The organism is Pantoea sp. JZ29 (assembly GCF_035190385.1).
GTDB lineage: Bacteria > Pseudomonadota > Gammaproteobacteria > Enterobacterales > Enterobacteriaceae > Pantoea > Pantoea stewartii.
The window spans coordinates 2592805-2613384 of sequence record NZ_CP045241.1 but is presented as its reverse complement, the minus strand read 5'-3'; the positions used below and the strand labels follow the sequence as shown (position 1 = coordinate 2613384).

Genomic DNA, 20580 nt, shown 5'->3' with positions numbered 1-20580 from the left:
TCATATATTGACGTTCGGCCAGCGGTGATTACTCATGACAAAACCAGCATCGACCAGCAAAATGGCCCGTAAACAGTACACACCCTAATTCCTCGATGAAGCCCTGAAACCGGCTGAGCGTATTGGTATCGCTGCCTCTGCCCGTGAACTCAGCCTGTGACCTTGCTCCCTTTTGATTGATACTTAATGTCTGTATATAGCACGTAGCGCACATATAGAGTTAATTAAGTTAGCGCGTCGGAACAACGGCGGTCATTGATTGGGCATAGTCCCCAGCATTCCTAGTGTATAGCATGAATGTCTTCGGCAGTTGTGCCCATCTGAATCAATCCCATCCACCGGTCCAATTCTAAAAAAAGATCCTCTTCTTTTCGCTTGGCATCCTTTGCCGTTTAACTATCATAAGCCATATACATTTATATAAAACTGCCCTTTGCCATCTTCTACTTTTTGTACCCGATACGTAATAGGCAATGAGTCTTTCATATTTGGTTTGGCGAAAGTCAAATCAGCGGCGCACTGGTAAACATCAAGACTCGACTCATGGCTTACCGTTCTGACGTTTTCGACTGAAATCCGCACATCCTTATCAAGTGTCATTCCTTTCTCTATCGTTTTCCGTGCTATATCTACGACCAGGTTCTTAGCGTCATCACTGTTGCATTTTGGCGTCTTATCACCGCAACCGACCATTAAACCAGCTGCTATCAACACCAGAAGTATGTTTATTTTCATTTATTGTTTCCCTTCAATTCAAAGTGGTTGTCTTGTTACTTTTTCTTGTATTGGCCATCCATTAAACCCGACGCAGAAGCTCCGCAGTAACCTTCACAACCACGAGTCATAACGCTGGCCTTACCGTTATTCATTTCACTGAGCACAGCAACACACTGGCTGGAACTATCATTCCAGATCCAACGGCGTTTCTGATCCTCACCAGCAGCTATTTGTTGTACTGTACCTTCCATGTTGCAGGTTCCTGACCCATCTTTGGCTGATGCGTTGATGCTAAACTCCGCATTACCGTTCCCTGGCTTTAGCGTTAAAACTGCACCGGGCTTAGCGTATTGAGCTGCGATAACCGGGAGGGCTAAGGTTGTCAGTACTAATGCAGCCACTATTCTCTTCATCATTAAATTCCTTGTTAGCTTATACGAATGTTTTTGGTTATTTTCCCCAGTGCCAGCGGCCTGCGTTTTTCCACAAAGAAATACACAACGTTGAAAGCTGATTTACGGTGATTCCCCCGACCCAGGGAGGGCCAGTTACGGAATGATTCGATCTGTTCTTCTGAATAGGGCGTGTCAGAGAAGTCAAACAGTACAAGCAGTGCTTTGCCGTCGTGCTTCATCAACTTCTTCACTTCCGTGCTGTTTACGGTTGCGGAGACATTGGAACGAGCTGCTGTTGGCTTACGGACTGCAAACTCAACGGCCACATCGTCAATCACAAAGTCAATGAAACCATGCCCGGATACCGTTCCAGGTAGCCTGCTTTTAACTTCTGGCGAGACGTTATCCGCAAACCAACCCAGTAAATAGCAACGTACTAATGGCAGTAATTCCCGCTCGCTGCATTCATTCAGACGCAGTGTTTTGACAAATTCACGCCGGTAAAGGGAGCTGAAAAAGTACTCAAAGCAATCCGTTATCTCAGTAATGGTGGTTGCCACAATGTTCCCCTTTCTATCCATCTTTGTTCTAAGGCTCATCTGCTGGTCACTCAGCTCGTCAGTCTTAGTCTTGTTTGGTCTGTAAGTGAGTATTTATTGGATTTTAAGGTCATTAGTGATGTTCATGCAAGAGTAAAAAAGACCCAAACTTCCGCTTATGGACGGACGGGAGAATAAATGATGGTTAAACTGGTGGCAGATTCAGCTGATAAGCTGGTAGGACAGCGTATTCAGAGCAGACGTAAAGAAGCCGGGTTAACCGCAGCTGAACTTGCAGAAATTATCGATATATCTCAGCAACAACTTTCCCGCTATGAACGAGGAACGAATAAGATCAATGTTGCGCATTTAGTAAAAATTGCAGTGTCTCTAAAGACACCAATAAGTTGGTTCTTTATTGATTGCATGGATGATCTGAATGTTTCTAATATCCCGTCTGACTATCTATCTGGGCTTGATAAAGAATTAAAACAACGCCTCGATCAAGTCTGGAACAAATTGGATTACGGCAAAAGGAAAAGCCTTCTCCTGTTTTTAGATGAATTCATAAAATAAATTTAGAATTGGTTTCTGAGTGAAACTAATTGCTTTATAAGTATATTCCTGGTAAAATGTCATTACTGGATAGTGTCATATTATTCAGTAACTGATGCATAAACTAATAGCCAACTTAGCTTTTCAATTTATATCCCTTCTGGCGGGAGGACGTCCATCGTCTGAAAAGTCAGTGCGGGTTAGGGTTAATTAGTGTTTGTGTCATCAACCCAAACGCATATTTACCGGAATAAATACAATGAATATTATCCGTCAGGAAGGGCTGTCCATGCCCGTAAGTCAGGAACTTATTAATATTATACTGGCTGAACTCAGTAAAAAGCCGCCAGTTAAACCGAATATTCGTGCTGTCACATTGCTGTTCAAAGATATCAATTACAGTGCTGAGAATGGTGGTTTTCACCCGGTCGAAATAAGGCTTATCTCCCGCAACGATGAATGGTATTTCGATTACATCACTGACTTCAAATATATGGGGACAGACCCGGAGCTCGAAAAGGAAATCGATATCAGCTGGAGCCAGCGCTATGTCTTCCTGTCCTATGCCGGTGATTTACCCCCAGGGGAAGGGCGCGACATTTTTGCACTCTGGCAGAGAAATTTCGTTCATTACCACTTCCTGAATATCTACACCCTCACCGTTATGTGGGAAAGCTAATCCCGCCACACTGACAGCTAATTATTGATGGAGACATTATCTGTGACTGCTAACAGAGGGATACACGCGTCTGTACAGGGAGAGCTTGACTGTCTTTGCGGCGCGTACTGTGTGGTGAATATGCTGAGCTGGCTGTATGACGGTCGGGTGAAGCGAAAACCACTCATGAACCGACTTCTTCAGACCTATCAGCAACGCTGGCCTTTGCATGAATGGCTGACCGAAGGGATAGATGAAAACCGGCTCGACTGGCTGATTACGCAGGTACTCCGTAAAGGCCACTACCACCGCCAGTTTCCGGTCCAAATCAGCAAACCTTTCGAGGGCAGTCGCGGCCTTGTGGAAGGGCGGGTTTTCAGTGAAATGAGGCGGTTTCTGGCGGTCACAGACCACTCCCGTCTTATTATGCTCAGCGACCAGTTTCACTGGTCCCTTGTCACCAGAATGGACGAAGAAACGCTCTGGTTCTTCGACAGCAACGGGCGAACCTCCATGCCCCGCAAAGCCTTCTCCTTACGTGCTGGCGCCGCGCGGCGCCAGTTGTTTCCCGAAGCCATTTACTTCATCGAACGGGAGTTCTGAACATGACGACGTTTACCCTCCGTGAAACCCGCATCCTGGACCAGGCCCGCGACATTATCAGCCGGTGCTACCAGCGTGGCGTTCAGCTTTGCTCCCCTGATGATGTACGGCGGTGCGTGATGTATGAAATGGCCCTGCTGGAGCATGAGGAGTTTGGCATCATCCTGCTCGATAACCAGCACCAGTTTCTGCATCGAGAAATGCTGTTCAGGGGCTCGTTAAATACGGTCAGCGTTTATCCCCGTGAGGTTATTAAGCGGGTACTCAGGCATAACGCTGCTGCTGTCATCCTTGTGCATAACCACCCCAGCGGCGAGGCTGAACCCAGTAAGTGCGATATCCAGATAACTAAGCGGCTACAGGAGCTACTGCAAATGCTGGATGTACGGTTACTTGACCACTTTATTGTGGCCGGGACGGAGACGGTGTCACTGGCTGAGCGAGGGCTGGTGTGATGCAGACAGTTACCTGGTTTAATACATGTTATAACAGGTTAAACGCATGAGAAGGGCTGCGCTGCACCAGGTCGCGCCGGTGGTCGAAACCACCGTGCTGGACGCCTATATCAGCGGTCTTGCCCCGTCGGGACGGAGGGGAATCACCAGCCTGTTAAACCGCAGCGCCAGCATACTTAAACGCGGTGCGGATGCGGCCAGTTATCCCTGGGAGCAATTTAGCTTCGCTGCCGTCGCTAAAGTACGTGCGGCACTGCTGGATGACGGTTACGCTGTGTCGTCGGTTAACATGGCGTTGTCAGCACTCCGGGGCATAGCGCAGACGGCCTTTAACCTCAGTTGCCTGGAGGCGGACACCCTTGCCCGTATCCGGGCAGTTAAGCGCGTTAATGGCGATAACCAGCGCAAGGGAAGGGCACTCAGCCGGGAGGAGGTTCGTGCACTCGTTCAGGCCGCTAAACGGCATCCGCAGCGTATCCGCTGCTGCCGTGATGTCGCCATTGTAATGACCCTATGCGGCGCGGGTTTGCGGGCCGGGGAACTGGTCAGCCTTGAGTGCCGGGACTATGACAATGGCATTCTTACAGTGAGGCAGGGGAAGGGGCGTAAATACCGGGAGATATACGTTGCGGCAGCGGTAGATAAAGCCATCCGCGCATGGATTAAAGCCAATGGCACGAAAGAGGCCGGGGATGCATTGTTTAACCGCATTCAGCGCAACGGCAGGGTTGCCAGCCAGCCGCTGACAACGACCGGTTTAACCGGCATCCTGGAGCAGTTACAGCATGATGCTGGCATAGCGTGGTTTACTCCTCACGACATGCGGCGCACCTTCATTACACGCTTGTTAGAACAAGGCGTGGATATTAACACCGTACGCCAGCTGGCAGGGCACAGTGACATATCCACAACTACCCGTTATGACTGCCGTGATGAAAGGATGAAAACACATGCAAGTCAGCAACTGAAATGCTGTTAATAGCTAATATAGTTCGTCCTGTAACTGGTGCCGCGCGAAACTAACGCACACTTTTAGCTCCCGGCCTTCTTTTTCGTTGTCCGCGCTCGTTCAGTTCCACCAGGTGTTCTCTCAGCAGTTGGGTGGGCTGCCCATCACGGGTAATAAGTGCAGTCACATCACGGTTAAGCCAGCGTGATGGCTTCCGGACTGCGGCAGTCAGAGGCTTATCTGCGAACAGGTCATCCGGGGTGGGAAATTGCGCCCGATTGAAATAAGCCACCATCTGTGCTGTTGTGCTGCCGTTATTTTTTAGCGTAGTTATGCGCTGGTAAATGCCATATAGGGTCTGGGCTTTAACCGTTTTTGGGGGAGGCAGGATATCGTACAGGGGATGGTTTTCGAGGGACTTTTCAAGCAGGTTATAGGCCAATTCAATGCAGTAGCTCACGGTTATATTCAGCGGTTCACCACTCTTTTTATCTTCTTCTGCCCAGTCAGGATAGAGCTGCGAAGCAATTATTCTCAGCTTTCTTAGGGAATCTGCTCCAATTTCAGGATAAATTGGTATTAAATTCTCCTCGGACATAATACTAGCCCCTTCATTAGTGGGTTATTCTGATTTTATTTTTCAACAATATGCTGCATCAATCACCAAGTGGCCTGAGAAAAAAATTATAAATATTTATTCATAAAAATCAAATGATTAACTTTTTGGATTTTTTACCTGATTTTTTCTCAAAACATTGATGTTTAATCCGCAAACGATTGCTCTGGATGGGATTGATCTATTCTTACTTTTTACCTACGGAACCCCCTAAAAACCATGGTTTAGGATACTCCCATCAGATTTCAGGAGGAACCATGGCAATAAAACGTGTTTTGAAAATTCATGATGTCTTGTACCGCTGTGGCATTTCAAGATCATCTGTTTATAGATTAATGTCTAAAGGACACTTTCCTTCGCAGCTTCGTCTGTCACCAGAAGGTCGTAGTGTCGGTTGGCTCGAAGAAGACATAGAAACATGGATTTCTGGCCGTAAGTCTGTCAACGATGGAAAATTCATATGAAAATTCTATCAGCGAAGAGAAAAGGAGCGGTGATTCAGCATCCAGATAACCTGCGATTTAAGAAGCTTGAAAAAGAGATTAAAAGGCTGCTTCCTAAGTTTGAGACTATCAATGATGCCTGCGAAGAAAAATCAAAGCGTATTAAATCATTACGAAATACTGGAAGGCGGCTGGATAAAAGGGTCTATCTAAAACTGGCAATAAAGCTTGAAAATTGTTGGCCTGGAGAACCTTGTGGAAGTGCTGCATGTCCCGAATGCTTTAGACGACACCGGTTGGAAATAATTGGAGAGGTACTTCGTTTATGTAATAAACACAAGAAATGGCGAAGTGCGACCCTGATTTTCTATCAGGATGCGTTTAGTGATGATCAATTATTAAAATGGAGACTCGATACATTAATAGCACGACTTAAACGTTGGTTAAAAGAGTGCGGTTTTTCTGCAATGGTGATTGGCGGGTTTGAAATGGATTTTCATATGGATATTAATAAATGGGTGCCGCATTTTCATCTCATTATTCAAAATGACAAACAGGCTATTAGAAACCTTCGTGCCAGGATGAAAAATAAGAGGAATATGAATACGCGTAAAAATGTAATAAACCGCCCTATGCTCGTGAGTAACTTAAAAAACCCTGTACGACAGGTGAGTTATCGGTTTAAAGCTATCTGGTGGCGAGTCGAATCAATACAGTATGATGATTATTATATACAAGGGGGTAAGGAAAGAAAAAGGAAGCGCTGGACAAAAAAGTATCGTCTGCTGAGTAAGCAACATGCTGATTCTCTTCTTATGTTAGATTCTCTTGGGATCGCAGAGTTAACCTTTATGTATAAGGTGAGGAAGTATGGTGATCATTTGATAATGAAGTGAGAAAATAATTTATTGGCGAATGAGCCAATTGCATAATATTTCGGTCGTTATTCAAAAAATAATCTCGTATGAAAAATCATACTGGGGATCCCGTTCGCCATAATTATGATTCTAATCATAGTAATGGTGAGGGGGTCTTTAAATACAATATAGGAAAGCAAATGAAAAAATATAAAGAGAAATTAAATCAAAAAGAAGAAGTGTTATTTGTTAAATTACTGGCGCGCACAAGGATTTCCGAATTATGCCCGGTTGCATACCGGCTTATTAAGGTAACTGATTCGCAAGGGCTGGAGTCAACTCGTGTACTTATCCCTTCGGCAGCGTTAGTGAGTGTTCTGGAGTTGAAAAAAAACTTACTAAAATTTGGACACAATCCTGATGTTAGTAAAGAATATTGGGTTCGGGCCCATCAAGAAATTGTCAAGGAAACAGATAAAATAATCACATTGTGTTATAAACCTGGTTTTTATGGTGATGCTTATTTACGCGCTAATGATAAAATTATTGGCAACGTTAAAGGGGATAAACCAATATTACACCCCAACGCGAGAAATCATTTACCAGCCGAAGAAAAACTGGGAACATTAAAATTATGGAAAATGAATGTCGCTCCATATGCACTATATAGCTCGCGTATTATGTTGGCTGTGTGCTGCGGATTTTCAGGTTTTCTCCTTAAGCTTTCAGGTATGGAAGGGGTGGGTTTCATTTGTGGGGGATGAGTAGTATAGGAAAAACGTCCAGTGCCTACATGCTGGCATCATTAGCAGGATCACCTAAAGATGTTGTCGTACTGTGGAACAATACGGATAAAGGGCTTGAGGAGATTGCCGTGGCCCATAACGACAGCTACCTAGTTCTCGATGAGTCGAAGCTGTTAGATAAAGACGTACTGGCAGCTGCTAAGATTATGCAAAACCGTGTGTATACGCTTTCCGGAGGGAAAGGGAAAACACGCTCTGCAATGTATGAGAACAAAGTTGCTGAATGGCAGGTAAGTATTTTCAGTACGGGTGAGTGCAGTCTTCAACAACTTGCTGCTTCCGGGAACGTTGAGCGCCTTGAAGGCGAAAATGTGCGTGTAATCGACGTTAATGCAGATGCTGGTGCTGAAATGGGGATCTTCGAATCACTGCCAGATGATGTCAATTCCAGTAACGAACTTGTTCATGCGATCAAGGATGCAACTCACCGCTATTATGGCAGTGCCAAACCTGCCTTTCTCAAGCGCCTGGTGGCTGATATTCGGGACGATCGTGAAAACGTGAAGCGGAAGCTTGAAAAAGGGATTGAGTTCTTTCTGGATAAGCACAAGGTAGATCGTAACTCCGGCATTCAGGTGCGTATCGCCAAACGTTTTGCAATCGCTTATGTAGCAGGTTCCATTGCTGTGAAATATGGTGTTTTGCCCTTTACAAAGCAGGAGATCATGAAAGGGATCTCAACCTGCTACCAGGATTCTCTTAAGGTAGTTTTGTCTGAACCTGAAATAACCAAACCCCTAATGGGTAACTCGTTGAATGCAATTATTGATTTTTGCAAAAAGGGTGATCTTTTAAATCTGATTGGAAATGATCGCGTAACCCAAACGGCGATTAAAAAGTCACCGGTCATTATCCATAAAGTTAAAGGTCGGGCCGTATATGCAGTTGATAAGTATCTGTTACATAACTGCTTGCCGAAATCTCAGCGCAAAGGCATCCTGATGCTATTAACAAAGCAAGGGGTATTATTATCCGATGCGAATAAGGATTACAGTACTATTCAGATTGTCTATAAGCGTAAGCAAGTTGGTCGTCGCTACTGTTTTATCTGCAAAAAGCTTGATAAGCTTATTGAAGAATAATTTTACAATATGGTAAGGGCTTAAAGGAGTGGCTTATAACCACTCCTTTTTACCTCAAAGCATTTCTTCGCCATCACGCAAAGCTACGATCCCCAGATACAGGCAAATTGGCACGGTTTTGCGATAGGCTGGACCTTGCAGATCATAAGCAATCCATGCTCCAGATATAGCCCATAGAATGGGTCCTAAGCTATTAATCCATGGGTTACGCTTGAGTAACTCTTTGACGAGTTGTTTTGCCGCCTCCCTTCCAATCATCTGAGCGATGAGACTGACGATAATGGTTTCTACGATCCCAAGTGCAATTTTAGGACCAAGGATCTGAAATACAATAGGCAAAATTGCCACTTTGCCATTCTTTTTGATATGGGAGATTATCTCCTCTCTGTCAATATCACCTACCCCCAGCTCATTGAAACATTTTGATAATTCTTCTGGCGTCTTGCTTAATAGTTCCTTCTCAACAACGGAGAGCACCAGCTTTTCAAGTTTTGATTCTATCGAGCCGCCGACTTTAACATTGACCTTTAGTTTTTTGCATACATCATCAATGATCTCCGTGGCTGGAATAGAACCTTCCCCATTAATTAAATGCCTCTTCAGATAAGCCAAATCGGAAGAACCGAAGTATTTTATTTGTGTGTCAATAAGTGATATTAATTCAGCATGCAATGCTGGATTGTTTTGATATGCAGATAATAGTGTTTTTCTGCGCTTATCGTTTGTGAAAGATACATAGCTATCCAGAGTGGCTGATATGTAGTTAAAGTCTTCCAAAGTACATTTCTCTAAAACTCCCTTCATATTTGCTCGCTTTTTAAGTTAAAAATCTTTCAGGTTGATATCGAAATAGGGCGTCAATATCAGCTCTTCAAATAAATTATATTCGTGGTGCGGAACCTTAACAAAAGTTGAGTTGTGATTAGGTGTCCACCATTTCTCGACGCCATAATACGCCTCTCTGGCATTGGCTTTGTGGATCAGCCGGAATGGTCTGTCCATCCAACCATCACTGTGTTTTGTGAAATAGTTAACCGGGCCAGTGAACTGACCAAGCAGGTATACACCCTGATTACCGTGAGTCAGGTAGAAGTAATCACCAATCGGAGCGTTTACAAACTCCTCTGCTTGGCTGACGGAAGACTGCCCTTTACCAGCGGTCGTGCGGTGAATGTAGACGAGCTTTTCATCAATACATTCGACCATATCCAGGAATGAGAACTCCTTCCAGCCATGTGACAGCTTCCAGAAATTGGGCATCAAATCGGTATTCATAGGCCTCTTAACCTGACGTTGTAAGTGATCGCAATCTGTTGAAATACGCGTTGATCATGATGACCATTCTGACGCTGAATACCCATGATCGCAACAAGGTTTGTTGATGAGCTTTTCACTGAAATCGTTCAAAGAGGATATCGGGAGGGTATGTAGATGCGTTAACTCGCCTAGTTGCTGAAAATGGGTGATCAACACTACTCAGCACTGGCAGGCCAACCATGGCGAAAACATTTGGCGCTTTGGAAAAAGTGATTGAGTGATTTAGTGATTGCGGCTTTGTAGGCGAACCTGGTCTCTGACTGTGCAATTCTGCATTCAGCGCTGAGCCGGGTTGCGGTTCTTCAACAGTAATTCATAAGCAAGGGGCTGTATTCCGCTTCGTCATCAGTCTGTTGTATGGCGACCAGCCCGGCAGATTCACAGGCCAGTTACTTCGCTGATTGATTGTCTAACAGGCAGAACCGAAATGAGTGATCTGCAAAAAATCATCCTTCCAGACCGTCCAACGTTGTCGAATTTTGGTGTGGCGGATCGGCAAACTACCGGTATCGTTTTGGGTCAGATCTACACCTCGTATAATGGTAGGGGAAAACCGACGATGGCTTTCCCTGACTCTGACAGTTGCAAGGATCAGCGGTTTAGAGCAAATTCGAGGTTTCAAAAGAATAAAATCCAGAAAATAACATGTATCAACAACCGCTGTGGAATAGTACCGGGAGGAAGTTGCACCGCTTAATAACCGGTAACGTTTTACGTATCCGCTAATCCCATTCTGGCTAAGCTGATATTTATTCGCTATTTGCGTCTACAAGGTATATAGACGTATCTATTATGCTCTATATACACTCTATCTCTGTATTATTGTATATATGTCATTACATACTATAGCCATTATCCAGTATCAGCTATCATGAGGCTCCAGCCTCCAATATTATTATCATCTAATAACCATCTGAACCTTGTTGGGTTCACGTAAGGTTTGAGTAATTCAGCTGTAAATAAATGGGGGCAGGGCATGGGGCTTTGATCTCTATATACAGGTGAATTATGAAGCCATACATTACGTACAACAATATTCTTGTCACAGATTCAACGCTGAATTATTTCAAAGAAGTTGTTTTCAGTATCCCTTATAATGGTGTGCCAAGTCTACGGCGCCCTTTTTATCGTAATATTGCAGCATTTCTCCAGCACGTTATTTGTGTTGCTACCTGTAGTCGCAAGAACAGGAAAAAAGCAAAGATTAAGGCCAATAAAAAATGGTCTTATTCTGTGCCAGTACCCTTTGAGCTGGGTAGGGCGAAACTCCCTGGAGTATTCAAGAAAAGTGGGCCGACCAATGAGCGTGCAATGGAGGCACTGGCAAGCGCGGGAATTATCAAACTAACCGGGTATTCCAATGCTCAACGCTCATGCCGGGAATATGCTATTTCTCAGCGTTTTCTGCGTAAATTGTTTGGCAACGACCGCGAGGCATACCTTAGCCGTCAGGATCGTTTCCATTACCTGACGGATATTTTTACCAAACGTAAAAGTTACTCATTTGATGAACTGATTGGGATTGCCATTGATCGTGGGCAGAACGCTAAACATCAGCAGTCTAAACGCGATATCCCTAACGCCGCCTTCAGGGAGCTGATAGTGAGTGTCTGGAACAACCTTGAGCCGCTTGAAATCAATCTGGATGAACTGCTGGATTACTATAACGAGAATCCCACGAAGAAGAACAAAATTTTCATTTTCAACTTCCTATCGCGACTGGCTGAAACAGGCGTGGATTTGGTGAAGGAATCGCCGTTAACGGTTTCTTACAGGCAATCGTATAAAACCGCGTACATCGGCGGGAGATCCTTTGAGGTTGGCACAGGCTTCCAGACTCTACCGTCTAAAATGAAGTGGGCGTGTCTGGCTCGTGGTCACAACTATGACATCAAGGGATGCCAGCTTGAGATACTAAGGCATGAGCTGCTTAGTATTGGCATTTCGGCCAAGTCGCTGGAGGTGCTGAAAACTCAATATATCTGCCGGGTATTGCGTATTGCGGAAAATCTGGTGAAGCAATTTCGGTTTTCCAGTGTATTCAATGCCGGTGTTGTTACCCTATCACTTAGATCCAGCACAAGACGCTTGTTGAATCGTGAATTAGGTGAGGCAGAAGCTGAAAGAGTACTTAAACGCTGGAAACGCCTTCTGAAGCCTTTAAGAAATGATCTGGCTTTATTACTGGATCATTATGAAGGCACTGCTAAAACCAATCATTACGGTAAATGCGTTACCAATGCGGTAGGGCAGCCCTTCAACATCACCTGGAAAGATATGGCGTCACATAAACGTTGGAAGTCGGATGTGATGCGCCGGAAGTTGTTGTCGCACATGTTACAGGGGCTGGAAAGCCGGGCTGTATACGATTACGTCATCAGCCACAAGGGGGTATGTGCACTGGAGCACGATGGGTTTGTTTCATACGAAGAAGTAACTGACTGGTCTCATCCATATCTTTTGATTGAGAAAAAACATTAAAGGGCCATTCAGTTAGCTGAGGCTCATCACCGGTTGATAAATTCAGCGTGATGACCTCTTGCCCAAGGATCAGCATAGTCAGATACAAGGAACGTCTGCTCTGAGCGATCAGCGGACGTCCGGATCAGAATACTAAGAAGCTGAACGCAGGTCTTCTGACGAGGCTCTGGTATCCTCCACCATTACTCGTCTGCTCATATATCTTACAGGCGTCCCGACAGATCGTGATTTCAGCCCTATTTAGCAAAACGGCAGAGCTGATAGGCTCTGCCGAACCGTCAGGGGCGGTGTTCTGAGCCTGTGGCTGGAGCCAATGACAAGACTGCATCTACAACCGGCCCTGACTTGTTATGTTTTACTGCATATGAATATCTTCATCAGTAAGTTCTATCCATCTTTAATAGCATTCAGACAATCCCTGATGGGTTTGAAATGCGTATCCGCCAGCCCTTGTCCGCACCCTGCTCCATAACCTGCGTGGCGATACCGTGCTCAACGCGTTGAGTGCCGTCATCTGAAGTCGTCGTCAGCGACCAGTCGATGAGAGCGAGAACGAGATCACCAGCAGAGATGAGAGTACGTATCTGGTTCCTGATAACCGGCCGTGATGCTGTGAGCGTGATTAAAGCCATCCGTAGTGCTTCAGGATTACTTTCAATGACAGCACCATCAGTCATTTTCATGGTGGCGCGGTTACTGAAAACAGACATTAAGTTATCAATTTTTCCCTCATTAAATGCTTCATCAAAGGCGGCGATGGTTTCACCAGGTGAGTGATAAACCGCGGCACTCTTTTCAATCGATGCAGCGAAGGCAGATATGCAACTGGCGATCTCACCGGGTGATTCAAGCGGTGAAAGGTGTCCCGTACCGGGAATAATATACATCGCTGCGTGAGGAATACGGGGTAGCAACTCTCTTTGCAAAGTTTGCGGGGTATCGACCCGGTCCAGTTCTCCTGAGATGACTCTGACCGGAACATTAATGGAGGCGACTTCCCGGGTGATGTCTTCGCTGATCGCTACACCGGGCCAGCCTGCTTTGGCTCCGGCTGACGCTCTTAAACTGTCCTCGATGACCTGCTCTCGAAGCGCGGGTCTGAGCGGCCGCGCCGTCAGGACATTGTCGATGACAAACCCGACTGATTCGCGGCTGTTATAGGCGCTGGATAGTCTGTCGCGCTCCTCTGAGGAAAGCAGCATGGGGGAAGGTGGGGAGGGTGCAATGAGAACCAGACCCTCAAGCCCTTCGGGCTGGCGCGATGCCATCAATTGGGCGACCTTTCCCCCCATCGAATGGCCTACCAGAATGTAGCGTTTAAGCTCAAGCGCCGAAATAACGCCTTCGGCATCCCGTGCAAGGTCTTCAATCCTGTATCCGGATTCGGGAGCATCTGACAAGCCCCAGCCACGATGATCGATGGCAACCGTGCGGTAGCGGTCTGGTAAATGACCTGTCACGCTCTCCCATGTACGGGATGAGCCGCCATAATAGTGTAAAAAAACCAGCGCAAGTTCACCGCTGCCCTGTAGCTGTACATTGATACCCGTATTGTTCACGTTAATTTTCATCGTTTCACACCTCCTGAGGAATGAAAACAATGTTAATTACAGCCTCAATTAATGATAATCCGTGAAATTATATCGATAGACGATACTCAAATTATCGAATGGCGGGATTTAATGGACAGATTTATCAGCATGCAGATTTTCATGGCGGCAGTGGAAGAGGGAAGTTTTGCGGCGGCCGCAAGACGTTTTAAGCTTTCAGCGGCAATGGCAGGAAAACATGTCAGTGCTATCGAATCCGATTTAAATGCCCGGCTTATTCAGCGTTCAACGCGCCGTCTGAGCCTGACGGATGTGGGGCAGCGATATTATGAACGTTGCAAAGTTATTCTTGAGGCTGTGGAAGATGCGAACAGAGAAGCGAGAGATGTCCAGGCGACACCGCGAGGGTTACTTCGCATTGCTGCGCCGGTCGCCTTCGGTGCAATGCATCTTGGAGCGATCGTGTCACGCTATCTGGAACAATTTCCGGAGGTCAGTCTGGATGTTGTGCTTGAAGATAAATTCGCAGACCTGCTTGAAAATCGAATTGATGTTGCCATCAGGGTTGGGAGACTTGACGATCCGTCGCTGGTTACCCGGCGGCTGGCGCCCTGCAAGATGGTTTTATGTGCATCACCAGAGTATCTGAAAAAACATGGCACACCAGAGACGCCGGAAGATATTTCCCACGCGCCGCGTCTGGCGTTCAGCCAGGCGGTTTCAGCGGGAGACTGGACAATTTGCGACCCTGCGGGCAGTTTGCACCGTATCGAAAGTGCATGCCGAATCACGTCCAATAATATTCAGTTGCTTCTGGAATCCGCCCTGGCCGGAACAGGCATAGCATATGGTCCCAGTTTTGTTTTTTGTGAGCATATAAAACAGGGCAGACTAATTGAGCTGCTGCCAGGGTACAAGACAACGGAACTTACCATTCAGGCAGTGTATCCCAGTGCGATCCGCATTCCTTTCAAGGTTCGTAGCTTTGTAGATTTCATTGCCGAAGCTTTAAGAGATACACAGCTGTAAAGAGAGAAAAAATGAAATATACGTTCAGTAATGTCAGCTATTGGCACAAAGCAGACTAACGCCAAGCTAATGTTCGCAAAGAGCGAACAACGGAGATTGCTAACAACGCTCTATGTGAAATTACAGGGAGCAGGTCACACCGATGAGACAATCGTCGATAGATTTTACAAATGATATGGACGGCCAAGACGCTATTGTGGATGACAAATACTTTGGCGAACACTAGGATTTATCAAACAGTTTTAGGTTAAACATGCAAAACTCGCTTACAGGCCTTCCCTACTGAAGATAACCCCTTGTGGCGTCGTAGACAACCAACTGAGAAGAAATCCCAATGATATGAGGCCGAAAAAAAGATATTCGATGTGATCAAAACTTTTTGGAAAATTTTTGGGTAGTGGAAAGAGCTTCAATGGCATGATAAGTATAGGAAAAGGTAACTGCATGAAGTTGAGCGAGGGAGTAACTTACTCAGTCACGATAGTTAAAAAATCTGTAGATATGAATAAGTAGAGGTTTTTTGTCAAAAAATTGGTGGCCGGCGAGGATTCGAACCTCATATCCCCTTCCAATAGATTCAGCATCTAAACCTATTGGAAGGCCCTTCAGAATTGCTTCTGAAGGGACCCAGGGAGCTTTACCGATTAAGCCAACCAGCCATTATATGCGACTCTTAATCTATCAACTTCCTTCTTATCTTGCAAGTAATTATTTATTAGTGTTTTTGTAATTGCGTTGTCTTTCCGAGGGTTATTAATATGCTTATATTTTTTGCAAAGTGATTCCACTACTTCTTCAATATCTAACATTTTTTGACAGATATCATGCGCGACCTGTTGGCACGCTTGAGAATAGAGAATTACGTCTCGTATAGTTAATTCAAATTCCTTGTTGACTTGATGATTGTATTTTATTTTCATTTTTTTTAAATCAGATTCTGAAAACCTGCCTTCCCAAATGCTCGCCTCAGTCATACCATGAGCATTAATATTACGGACAAGCCTAAAGTAATCCAGTAATTTCAAGTCTAGTTCATCTATATAGATTGATAGATCTCTTTGATTTAAATTGGGGTGTGTGACCTCCCCTTTTATTTTATTCACATGCGCATGTTGGATGGCTCTACGTAGTAAATCTAACCCATTAAAATTAAATGATCGATCATCGTCATATATTTTTTTTGATAATGAAATGTAGTCATTCAAAAATGATTCCAGACAACTATGGATAAATGCAATGTGGCTCTGCGTGACGAAGAGAGAGGTTCTATCTATTTCTAAATGCGCTATTTTTAGCTTGGCGTTTTTATGTTTTTTACATAAAGATTCAATTCGATCAATGTCAGTGCAGCCAGATTCATTCTTGCAAAGAAGTTCCTTTACTGCTACATCAATCAAAATTAAATGAGGGTTTATTGTACCTAAAAGCTTCCTGAACTTTGTTTCGATAAATCGTGGCTGAATACTTTCTTTCATCGTTAATTCTTCCTGTGTCGAGATTAATTTAAAAGTGAACTATAAAGGTAAGATTCGTCAAACGTACGCAATAATGGCCAGTAAGTATGGTTGGGGCAGCCGTAATCAAGCTTGACAGAAGGTACATAATGCATTGGCACTTTCCTTGTTTCGCTTTAACTCGCGTTGGACCGAAAAATAATACGGGTAGGGTTTCATTAATACTTATCAACACGCCGCAAATTTTGCAACGTCCGCTTCTGGCACGGAGCGGACAGAAAGCAAGTTTATAAGGTCTGCTGCGAGCGCGAGGTAGGCGTTATACTGAGGCGCTTCTCACTCACCCTGTCAATCCTCTCGGAACCTTAAAGCGAAAGCGTTCCATTTAACAACCAGCCCGTGAGACCACTGCACACTACGACGAGCCATGGCGGCATCTTCCAGAACAGCAGAGCGACCAGTGCCACGAGTGCAAGGCCGAAGTCTTGCGGTGTGTGAATCGCACTAGTCCATACTGGTTGATAGAGAGCTGCCAGCAGCAGGCCAACCACAGCCGCATTAATACCCATTAAGGCCGCCTGCGTACGGGTATTACGGCGCACACTTTCCCAGAACGGCAACGCCCCCACAATCAGCAGAAAGGACGGAGCGAAAATTGCCATCAGACAGACTATCCCTCCTAACCAGCCTGAAGGGAACTGGTTCATTGAAGCTCCAAGAAAAGCCGCAAATGTGAACAAAGGACCGGGAACCGCCTGAGCAGCGCCATAGCCTGCAAGAAATGTGTCATTGCTAACCCAGCCGGAAGGCACAACTTCAGCTTGCAGCAATGGAAGTACAACATGCCCACCGCCAAAAACCAGAGATCCGGTTCGGTAGAAAGTTTCCACCATTAACAGAGTCTGATTTGGGAATATCGCAGTCAGCAATGGCGAACCTGCCAACAGCACAAAAAACAGCATGAGCCAGAACAGTCCAACGTGACGTCGTATGGATACAGGCAACGGGTTATGTTCCATTAGTTGTAGTGGCCTGAACAGCAACAAGCCAATGACAGCTGCAATAACGATGACACCCACCTGTCCCCAGACCGAAGGAACAAGAAGGACAAAGCAGGTCGCCGCCACCATGACAGTAATACGAGGTGCATCAGGACAGAGATTACGAGCCATACCCCATACAGCCTGCGCAACCACCGCTACAGCCGCAACCTTAAGTCCGTGCAACACACCAGTTGGTATCGCATCACCGTAATGGGTAATTCCCAGCGCAAAGAGGATGAGCGCAACTGCGGAGGGCAGAGTGAAACCGGCCCATGCTGCAAGTGCACCGGTATAACCGGACCGGGACAAGCCGAGTGCAATACCGACCTGGCTGCTTGCCGGGCCGGGAAGGAATTGGCACAGAGCGACCAAATCTGCATAGCTGCGCTCTGTCAGCCACTGTCGTCGCGTGACAAACTCATCACGGAAGTAACCCAAATGGGCAATCGGGCCACCGAAGGAGGTCAGGCCTAGTCGGAGGAAGATCAGAAACACAGCCCATGAGTTGCTGTCAGTTTTGATATCATCAGTCATTGCCGCATCCGAATCTCTGTTTCTGATTTAGTCGATTTATCATAATCGGACTAAGATCTCGAAACAGTATAATTAATCTAAGTTATTACCTTCATCCATTGATTTATGCTTCGTACATTTAAAACGTCCAGTTCTGGCACTGAGCGAACCAGCCCGAAGATCGATGTCCGCTGTGAGCGAGAAGCGGAAGTAGTCACTTTTATTGTCTGTGGACTGCCCCCACAACAGTGACTACAGAAACAGTTGCAATTCACCTCGCACTCACTGACCAGCAGCGCTGTGTTGCAGCTAATGCAATCAAAGCCTGAAAAAATTTCTGAGAAATGCAAATAACTTCAATGATATTATATACAAAGAAAAACGTCGGGTAGCCGGGGTAAAGTCCGGGTGTCACTGACCCCCGAACCGCTGCGCGGTACAAAGCATAAACATTCGGTATTCCAAAGGGTAAATTATGAACACAGAAAAAAACAAACAACCCAACCAAAATAAGAAGCATGAAGGTTTTGCTCAGGATGGGCTGGATACATCTAAAGCAAAAAGATTGTTAGAAACAGTACAAAAGTCATCGAATGAGCAAAGCGGTCAACAAAAAAGCAGCAATAAAGGTGATGATAAGTGAATAAAGAAAATCTGCTTTACCTAAAAAACAGCCTCGAAATAATAATGGGGATAAGTAGCTGGCAGCCTACTTACCTACAGCTTGAACAAATACAAATAGAACTCATCGCATCATCCGAAACGTTGGATGCAAGAAACATATCAAAAATCGTACACAGAATTTATGATAAGCCAATAGAATTAATCATCATTAAAGGCCTAAATACAGCCGCAGCAATGTCGGCTCTTCTAAAAATACAAGAACTCGAAAATGAGTTAAAGAAAATAAAACACCAAAATGATAAAAAAACAAAATAACCAATTTGGTAAAGATATGAATCCGCGTCTTCATATAGAGGTATCTCTAAATGATGGACTAGATACATCAAAAGCCAAGCGATTATTAGAAGAAGCACTAAAGAAACCAACAGTTATAGATAGTAAAAAACAGGACGACAAATAATGCATATATCATTCAATTTATTTCTTTTCAAGAAGGTGATTGAAGAAGAGCTTAATATCGTTGAGTGGAACCCAAATACAGAGCAACTTGGGGAAATGAGGAACGAAATTTTAAAACTTAATGGAGATGAAGATATTTTTGAAGTAGAGAAAATAGTTTCCAGTATATACAAAAAACCAATAAAACAGATGCTTTTCAATGGCTTAGATACATCAAGGGCTAGCTCACTTCTTGCAAAGATAAATGCTCTTCCAAACAAATAATAAAAGAGAAAAACATGAATGCATGAGATCATTGAAGGTCAGAAAAAGGAAATTAATGAGCTATATAGTAACTACACTACTATGCTCATCTCCTTCTTAAATGAAGAATGTCTCTTTGATGATGTTCACTCTGCCGGAGAGTCACTTTTTAGTTATCTTGAACAATGTACAGCACAAAATAATTCAACAGAAAACCTCAAGGAATCCACTTGGAATCAATGGCTTGCGGAAACATGCATTGATGTTCTTGAGTTAATATCCCAGCATTATAAGACCTATAGAACGCAAAAGAATGATAACACGTTATCACCGAGTTCAACGGCTTTTGCGGCGATGCAACGACTGGTCAAAAGTTATGATCGTGAAAAAGCGAAACTAATTCGCGAACAATTTAAAAAAATGAATCTGCCAGTCTATGGATTCGATAAAAATGGAAAAAGCCATATGACAAAAACACATGAAAGATGGGCTGCATTTTGTTTTGGGATATTTTTCATTGTATTTTTACTAGTTGTAGCAATATTTATTCCAACCCCTTCGCAATTTCAATATACCCTTTTCAGAATTGTACTATCGCTGGCTGCCGCAGGGTTCACAACTTTTGTCCCTGGTTTTATTGAAGTTAAGTTTTCAACCTGGTTAAGAGCCGGTGGCGCCCTTGCAATATTTGCTGTTGTGTATTGGATAGCTCCAGCTGCGTTATAAAATATGGTTCGCATAATGACGTTATGCTAAAGAGGCCGCTGCGGGAGAGATTTTCGCAGTGGCCTTTTCTACATATGGACATTTCTAACAAGCCAGTAATTAGACATTTTCACTGAGCTTTGACAATCTATGTAGTAGTAAAGTTGTAATGTCCGTTCTGGGCTAAGTTAAGATGTCCGTCAGGTAGATTTACCCTCAAGGGATTCTGATGACGGCTCATGCAGCGGAGTTTTTTACTTTGGATGAAGTTAACCGACTCAAAATCATTCAGGATGTCGTCGACCGGCGTCTGACCACGCAGATCGCCGCGCAGCACTTGGGTATCTCTTGTCAGCTATATCAAGCTAGGGCATGTGAAAATTTCGGCGGCTTGATAGTGATGCTTAATTGAGGTTAATCAACATCTGTTATTTATGCTCTACATGCAATGTAGGTAGAATTATAGATTATTTTAAATAATCAAAAA

22 protein-coding genes and 3 pseudogenes are annotated in these 20580 nt (G+C 44.7%); 15 read left to right on the top strand and 10 right to left on the bottom strand.

Features of this window, described 5'->3' with window-relative positions:
• Positions 1-34: 34 nt before the first annotated feature.
• Positions 35-157: pseudogene (locus GC090_RS12170) on the top strand (IS3 family transposase); the annotation flags it as partial.
• Between the two features lie 242 nt (positions 158-399).
• Here GC090_RS12170 and GC090_RS12165 read toward each other — a convergent pair.
• From GC090_RS12165 to GC090_RS12155, 3 genes are read right to left on the bottom strand one after another with little or no spacing between them, the layout of a single operon-like run.
• Positions 400-735, bottom strand: a complete 336-nt coding sequence (locus tag GC090_RS12165; protein WP_039079234.1) for a hypothetical protein — start codon at positions 733-735, stop codon at positions 400-402.
• A gap of 35 nt (positions 736-770) precedes the next feature.
• On the bottom strand, positions 771-1130 hold the full coding sequence (locus GC090_RS12160; protein ID WP_105685859.1) for an acyl-CoA dehydrogenase: 360 nt from the start codon (positions 1128-1130) through the stop codon (positions 771-773).
• Between the two features lie 14 nt (positions 1131-1144).
• Positions 1145-1672 carry a hypothetical protein gene (locus GC090_RS12155; protein ID WP_079497751.1) on the bottom strand — a complete coding sequence of 176 codons (528 nt, stop codon included), beginning with the start codon at positions 1670-1672 and terminating at the stop codon, positions 1145-1147.
• A gap of 177 nt (positions 1673-1849) precedes the next feature.
• Between GC090_RS12155 and GC090_RS12150 the strand changes: the two genes are divergently transcribed.
• The 5 genes from GC090_RS12150 (at position 1850) to GC090_RS12130 (ending at position 4901) form a co-directional block, all read left to right on the top strand.
• Positions 1850-2227, top strand: coding sequence for a type II toxin-antitoxin system RelB family anti-toxin (locus GC090_RS12150; RefSeq protein ID WP_370447805.1), 378 nt, complete (start codon positions 1850-1852; stop codon positions 2225-2227).
• 238 nt (positions 2228-2465) lie between these two features.
• On the top strand, positions 2466-2885 hold the full coding sequence (locus GC090_RS12145) for a DUF2787 family protein (protein ID WP_039079231.1): 420 nt from the start codon (positions 2466-2468) through the stop codon (positions 2883-2885).
• A gap of 120 nt (positions 2886-3005) precedes the next feature.
• Positions 3006-3467 carry a hypothetical protein gene (locus GC090_RS12140; RefSeq protein WP_324021591.1) on the top strand — a complete coding sequence of 154 codons (462 nt, stop codon included), beginning with the start codon at positions 3006-3008 and terminating at the stop codon, positions 3465-3467.
• Positions 3468-3469: 2 nt separating this feature from the next.
• Positions 3470-3922 (top strand): RadC family protein, encoded by a 453-nt coding sequence (gene radC / locus GC090_RS12135; protein WP_253458924.1) that lies wholly within the window; start codon positions 3470-3472, stop codon positions 3920-3922.
• Between the two features lie 46 nt (positions 3923-3968).
• On the top strand, positions 3969-4901 hold the full coding sequence (locus GC090_RS12130; RefSeq protein WP_324019903.1) for a tyrosine-type recombinase/integrase: 933 nt from the start codon (positions 3969-3971) through the stop codon (positions 4899-4901).
• A gap of 40 nt (positions 4902-4941) precedes the next feature.
• Here the strand turns inward: GC090_RS12130 and GC090_RS12125 are convergent, their stop codons facing one another.
• Positions 4942-5469 carry a hypothetical protein gene (locus tag GC090_RS12125; protein ID WP_324019902.1) on the bottom strand — a complete coding sequence of 176 codons (528 nt, stop codon included), beginning with the start codon at positions 5467-5469 and terminating at the stop codon, positions 4942-4944.
• Positions 5470-5744: 275 nt separating this feature from the next.
• On the opposite strand from GC090_RS12125, the gene GC090_RS12120 reads away from it, so the two are divergent.
• The 3 genes and pseudogenes from GC090_RS12120 to GC090_RS23270 all read left to right on the top strand — a co-directional run bounded on the left by GC090_RS12120 (position 5745) and on the right by GC090_RS23270 (position 8675).
• Positions 5745-5951 carry a helix-turn-helix transcriptional regulator gene (locus GC090_RS12120; RefSeq protein ID WP_071957260.1) on the top strand — a complete coding sequence of 69 codons (207 nt, stop codon included), beginning with the start codon at positions 5745-5747 and terminating at the stop codon, positions 5949-5951.
• Positions 5948-6826: a hypothetical protein gene (locus GC090_RS12115; protein WP_324019901.1), complete on the top strand. Its 879-nt coding sequence runs from the start codon at positions 5948-5950 to the stop codon at positions 6824-6826. Before GC090_RS12120 ends, GC090_RS12115 begins: the two co-directional genes overlap by 4 nt.
• 68 nt (positions 6827-6894) lie before the next feature.
• Positions 6895-8675, top strand: a pseudogene (locus GC090_RS23270) (DUF927 domain-containing protein).
• A gap of 54 nt (positions 8676-8729) precedes the next feature.
• Here GC090_RS23270 and GC090_RS12100 read toward each other — a convergent pair.
• On the bottom strand, positions 8730-9452 hold the full coding sequence (locus GC090_RS12100) for a hypothetical protein (protein ID WP_226052492.1): 723 nt from the start codon (positions 9450-9452) through the stop codon (positions 8730-8732).
• Between the two features lie 45 nt (positions 9453-9497).
• The gene (locus tag GC090_RS12095; protein WP_017460037.1) at positions 9498-9950 is read right to left on the bottom strand and encodes a hypothetical protein; all 453 of its coding nucleotides are present in this window, start codon (positions 9948-9950) and stop codon (positions 9498-9500) included.
• A gap of 1050 nt (positions 9951-11000) precedes the next feature.
• Here GC090_RS12095 and GC090_RS12090 point away from each other — a divergent pair.
• A complete protein-coding gene (locus GC090_RS12090; RefSeq protein ID WP_324019897.1) occupies positions 11001-12473 on the top strand; it encodes a hypothetical protein in 1473 nt (490 codons plus the stop codon).
• 407 nt (positions 12474-12880) lie between these two features.
• Here GC090_RS12090 and GC090_RS12085 read toward each other — a convergent pair whose 3' ends face one another.
• The gene (locus tag GC090_RS12085; protein WP_324019896.1) at positions 12881-14044 is read right to left on the bottom strand and encodes an alpha/beta fold hydrolase; all 1164 of its coding nucleotides are present in this window, start codon (positions 14042-14044) and stop codon (positions 12881-12883) included.
• 51 nt (positions 14045-14095) lie between these two features.
• On the opposite strand from GC090_RS12085, the gene GC090_RS12080 reads away from it, so the two are divergent.
• Positions 14096-15052, top strand: coding sequence for a LysR family transcriptional regulator (locus tag GC090_RS12080; RefSeq protein ID WP_324019895.1), 957 nt, complete (start codon positions 14096-14098; stop codon positions 15050-15052).
• A gap of 644 nt (positions 15053-15696) precedes the next feature.
• On the opposite strand, the gene GC090_RS12075 is transcribed toward GC090_RS12080, so the two are convergent.
• Together GC090_RS12075 and chrA are read right to left on the bottom strand one after the other, a co-directional pair.
• Positions 15697-16527: a hypothetical protein gene (locus GC090_RS12075; RefSeq protein WP_324019894.1), complete on the bottom strand. Its 831-nt coding sequence runs from the start codon at positions 16525-16527 to the stop codon at positions 15697-15699.
• A gap of 344 nt (positions 16528-16871) precedes the next feature.
• Positions 16872-18083, bottom strand: a complete 1212-nt coding sequence (gene chrA / locus GC090_RS12070; RefSeq protein WP_324019893.1) for a chromate efflux transporter — start codon at positions 18081-18083, stop codon at positions 16872-16874.
• A gap of 454 nt (positions 18084-18537) precedes the next feature.
• On the opposite strand from chrA, the gene GC090_RS12065 reads away from it, so the two are divergent.
• The 4 genes from GC090_RS12065 to GC090_RS12050 all read left to right on the top strand — a co-directional run bounded on the left by GC090_RS12065 (position 18538) and on the right by GC090_RS12050 (position 20114).
• Positions 18538-18705, top strand: a complete 168-nt coding sequence (locus GC090_RS12065; RefSeq protein ID WP_186369852.1) for a hypothetical protein — start codon at positions 18538-18540, stop codon at positions 18703-18705.
• A complete protein-coding gene (locus tag GC090_RS12060) occupies positions 18702-19001 on the top strand; it encodes an S-(hydroxymethyl)glutathione dehydrogenase (RefSeq protein WP_324019892.1) in 300 nt (99 codons plus the stop codon). The genes GC090_RS12065 and GC090_RS12060 overlap by 4 nt, the downstream gene beginning before the upstream one ends.
• A gap of 144 nt (positions 19002-19145) precedes the next feature.
• Positions 19146-19409 (top strand): S-(hydroxymethyl)glutathione dehydrogenase, encoded by a 264-nt coding sequence (locus GC090_RS12055; protein WP_324019890.1) that lies wholly within the window; start codon positions 19146-19148, stop codon positions 19407-19409.
• Positions 19410-19427: 18 nt separating this feature from the next.
• Positions 19428-20114, top strand: a complete 687-nt coding sequence (locus GC090_RS12050) for a hypothetical protein (protein WP_324019889.1) — start codon at positions 19428-19430, stop codon at positions 20112-20114.
• Positions 20115-20346: 232 nt separating this feature from the next.
• Here the strand turns inward: GC090_RS12050 and GC090_RS23265 are convergent.
• Positions 20347-20442, bottom strand: a pseudogene (locus GC090_RS23265) (hypothetical protein); the annotation flags it as partial.
• Positions 20443-20580: the final 138 nt, after the last annotated feature.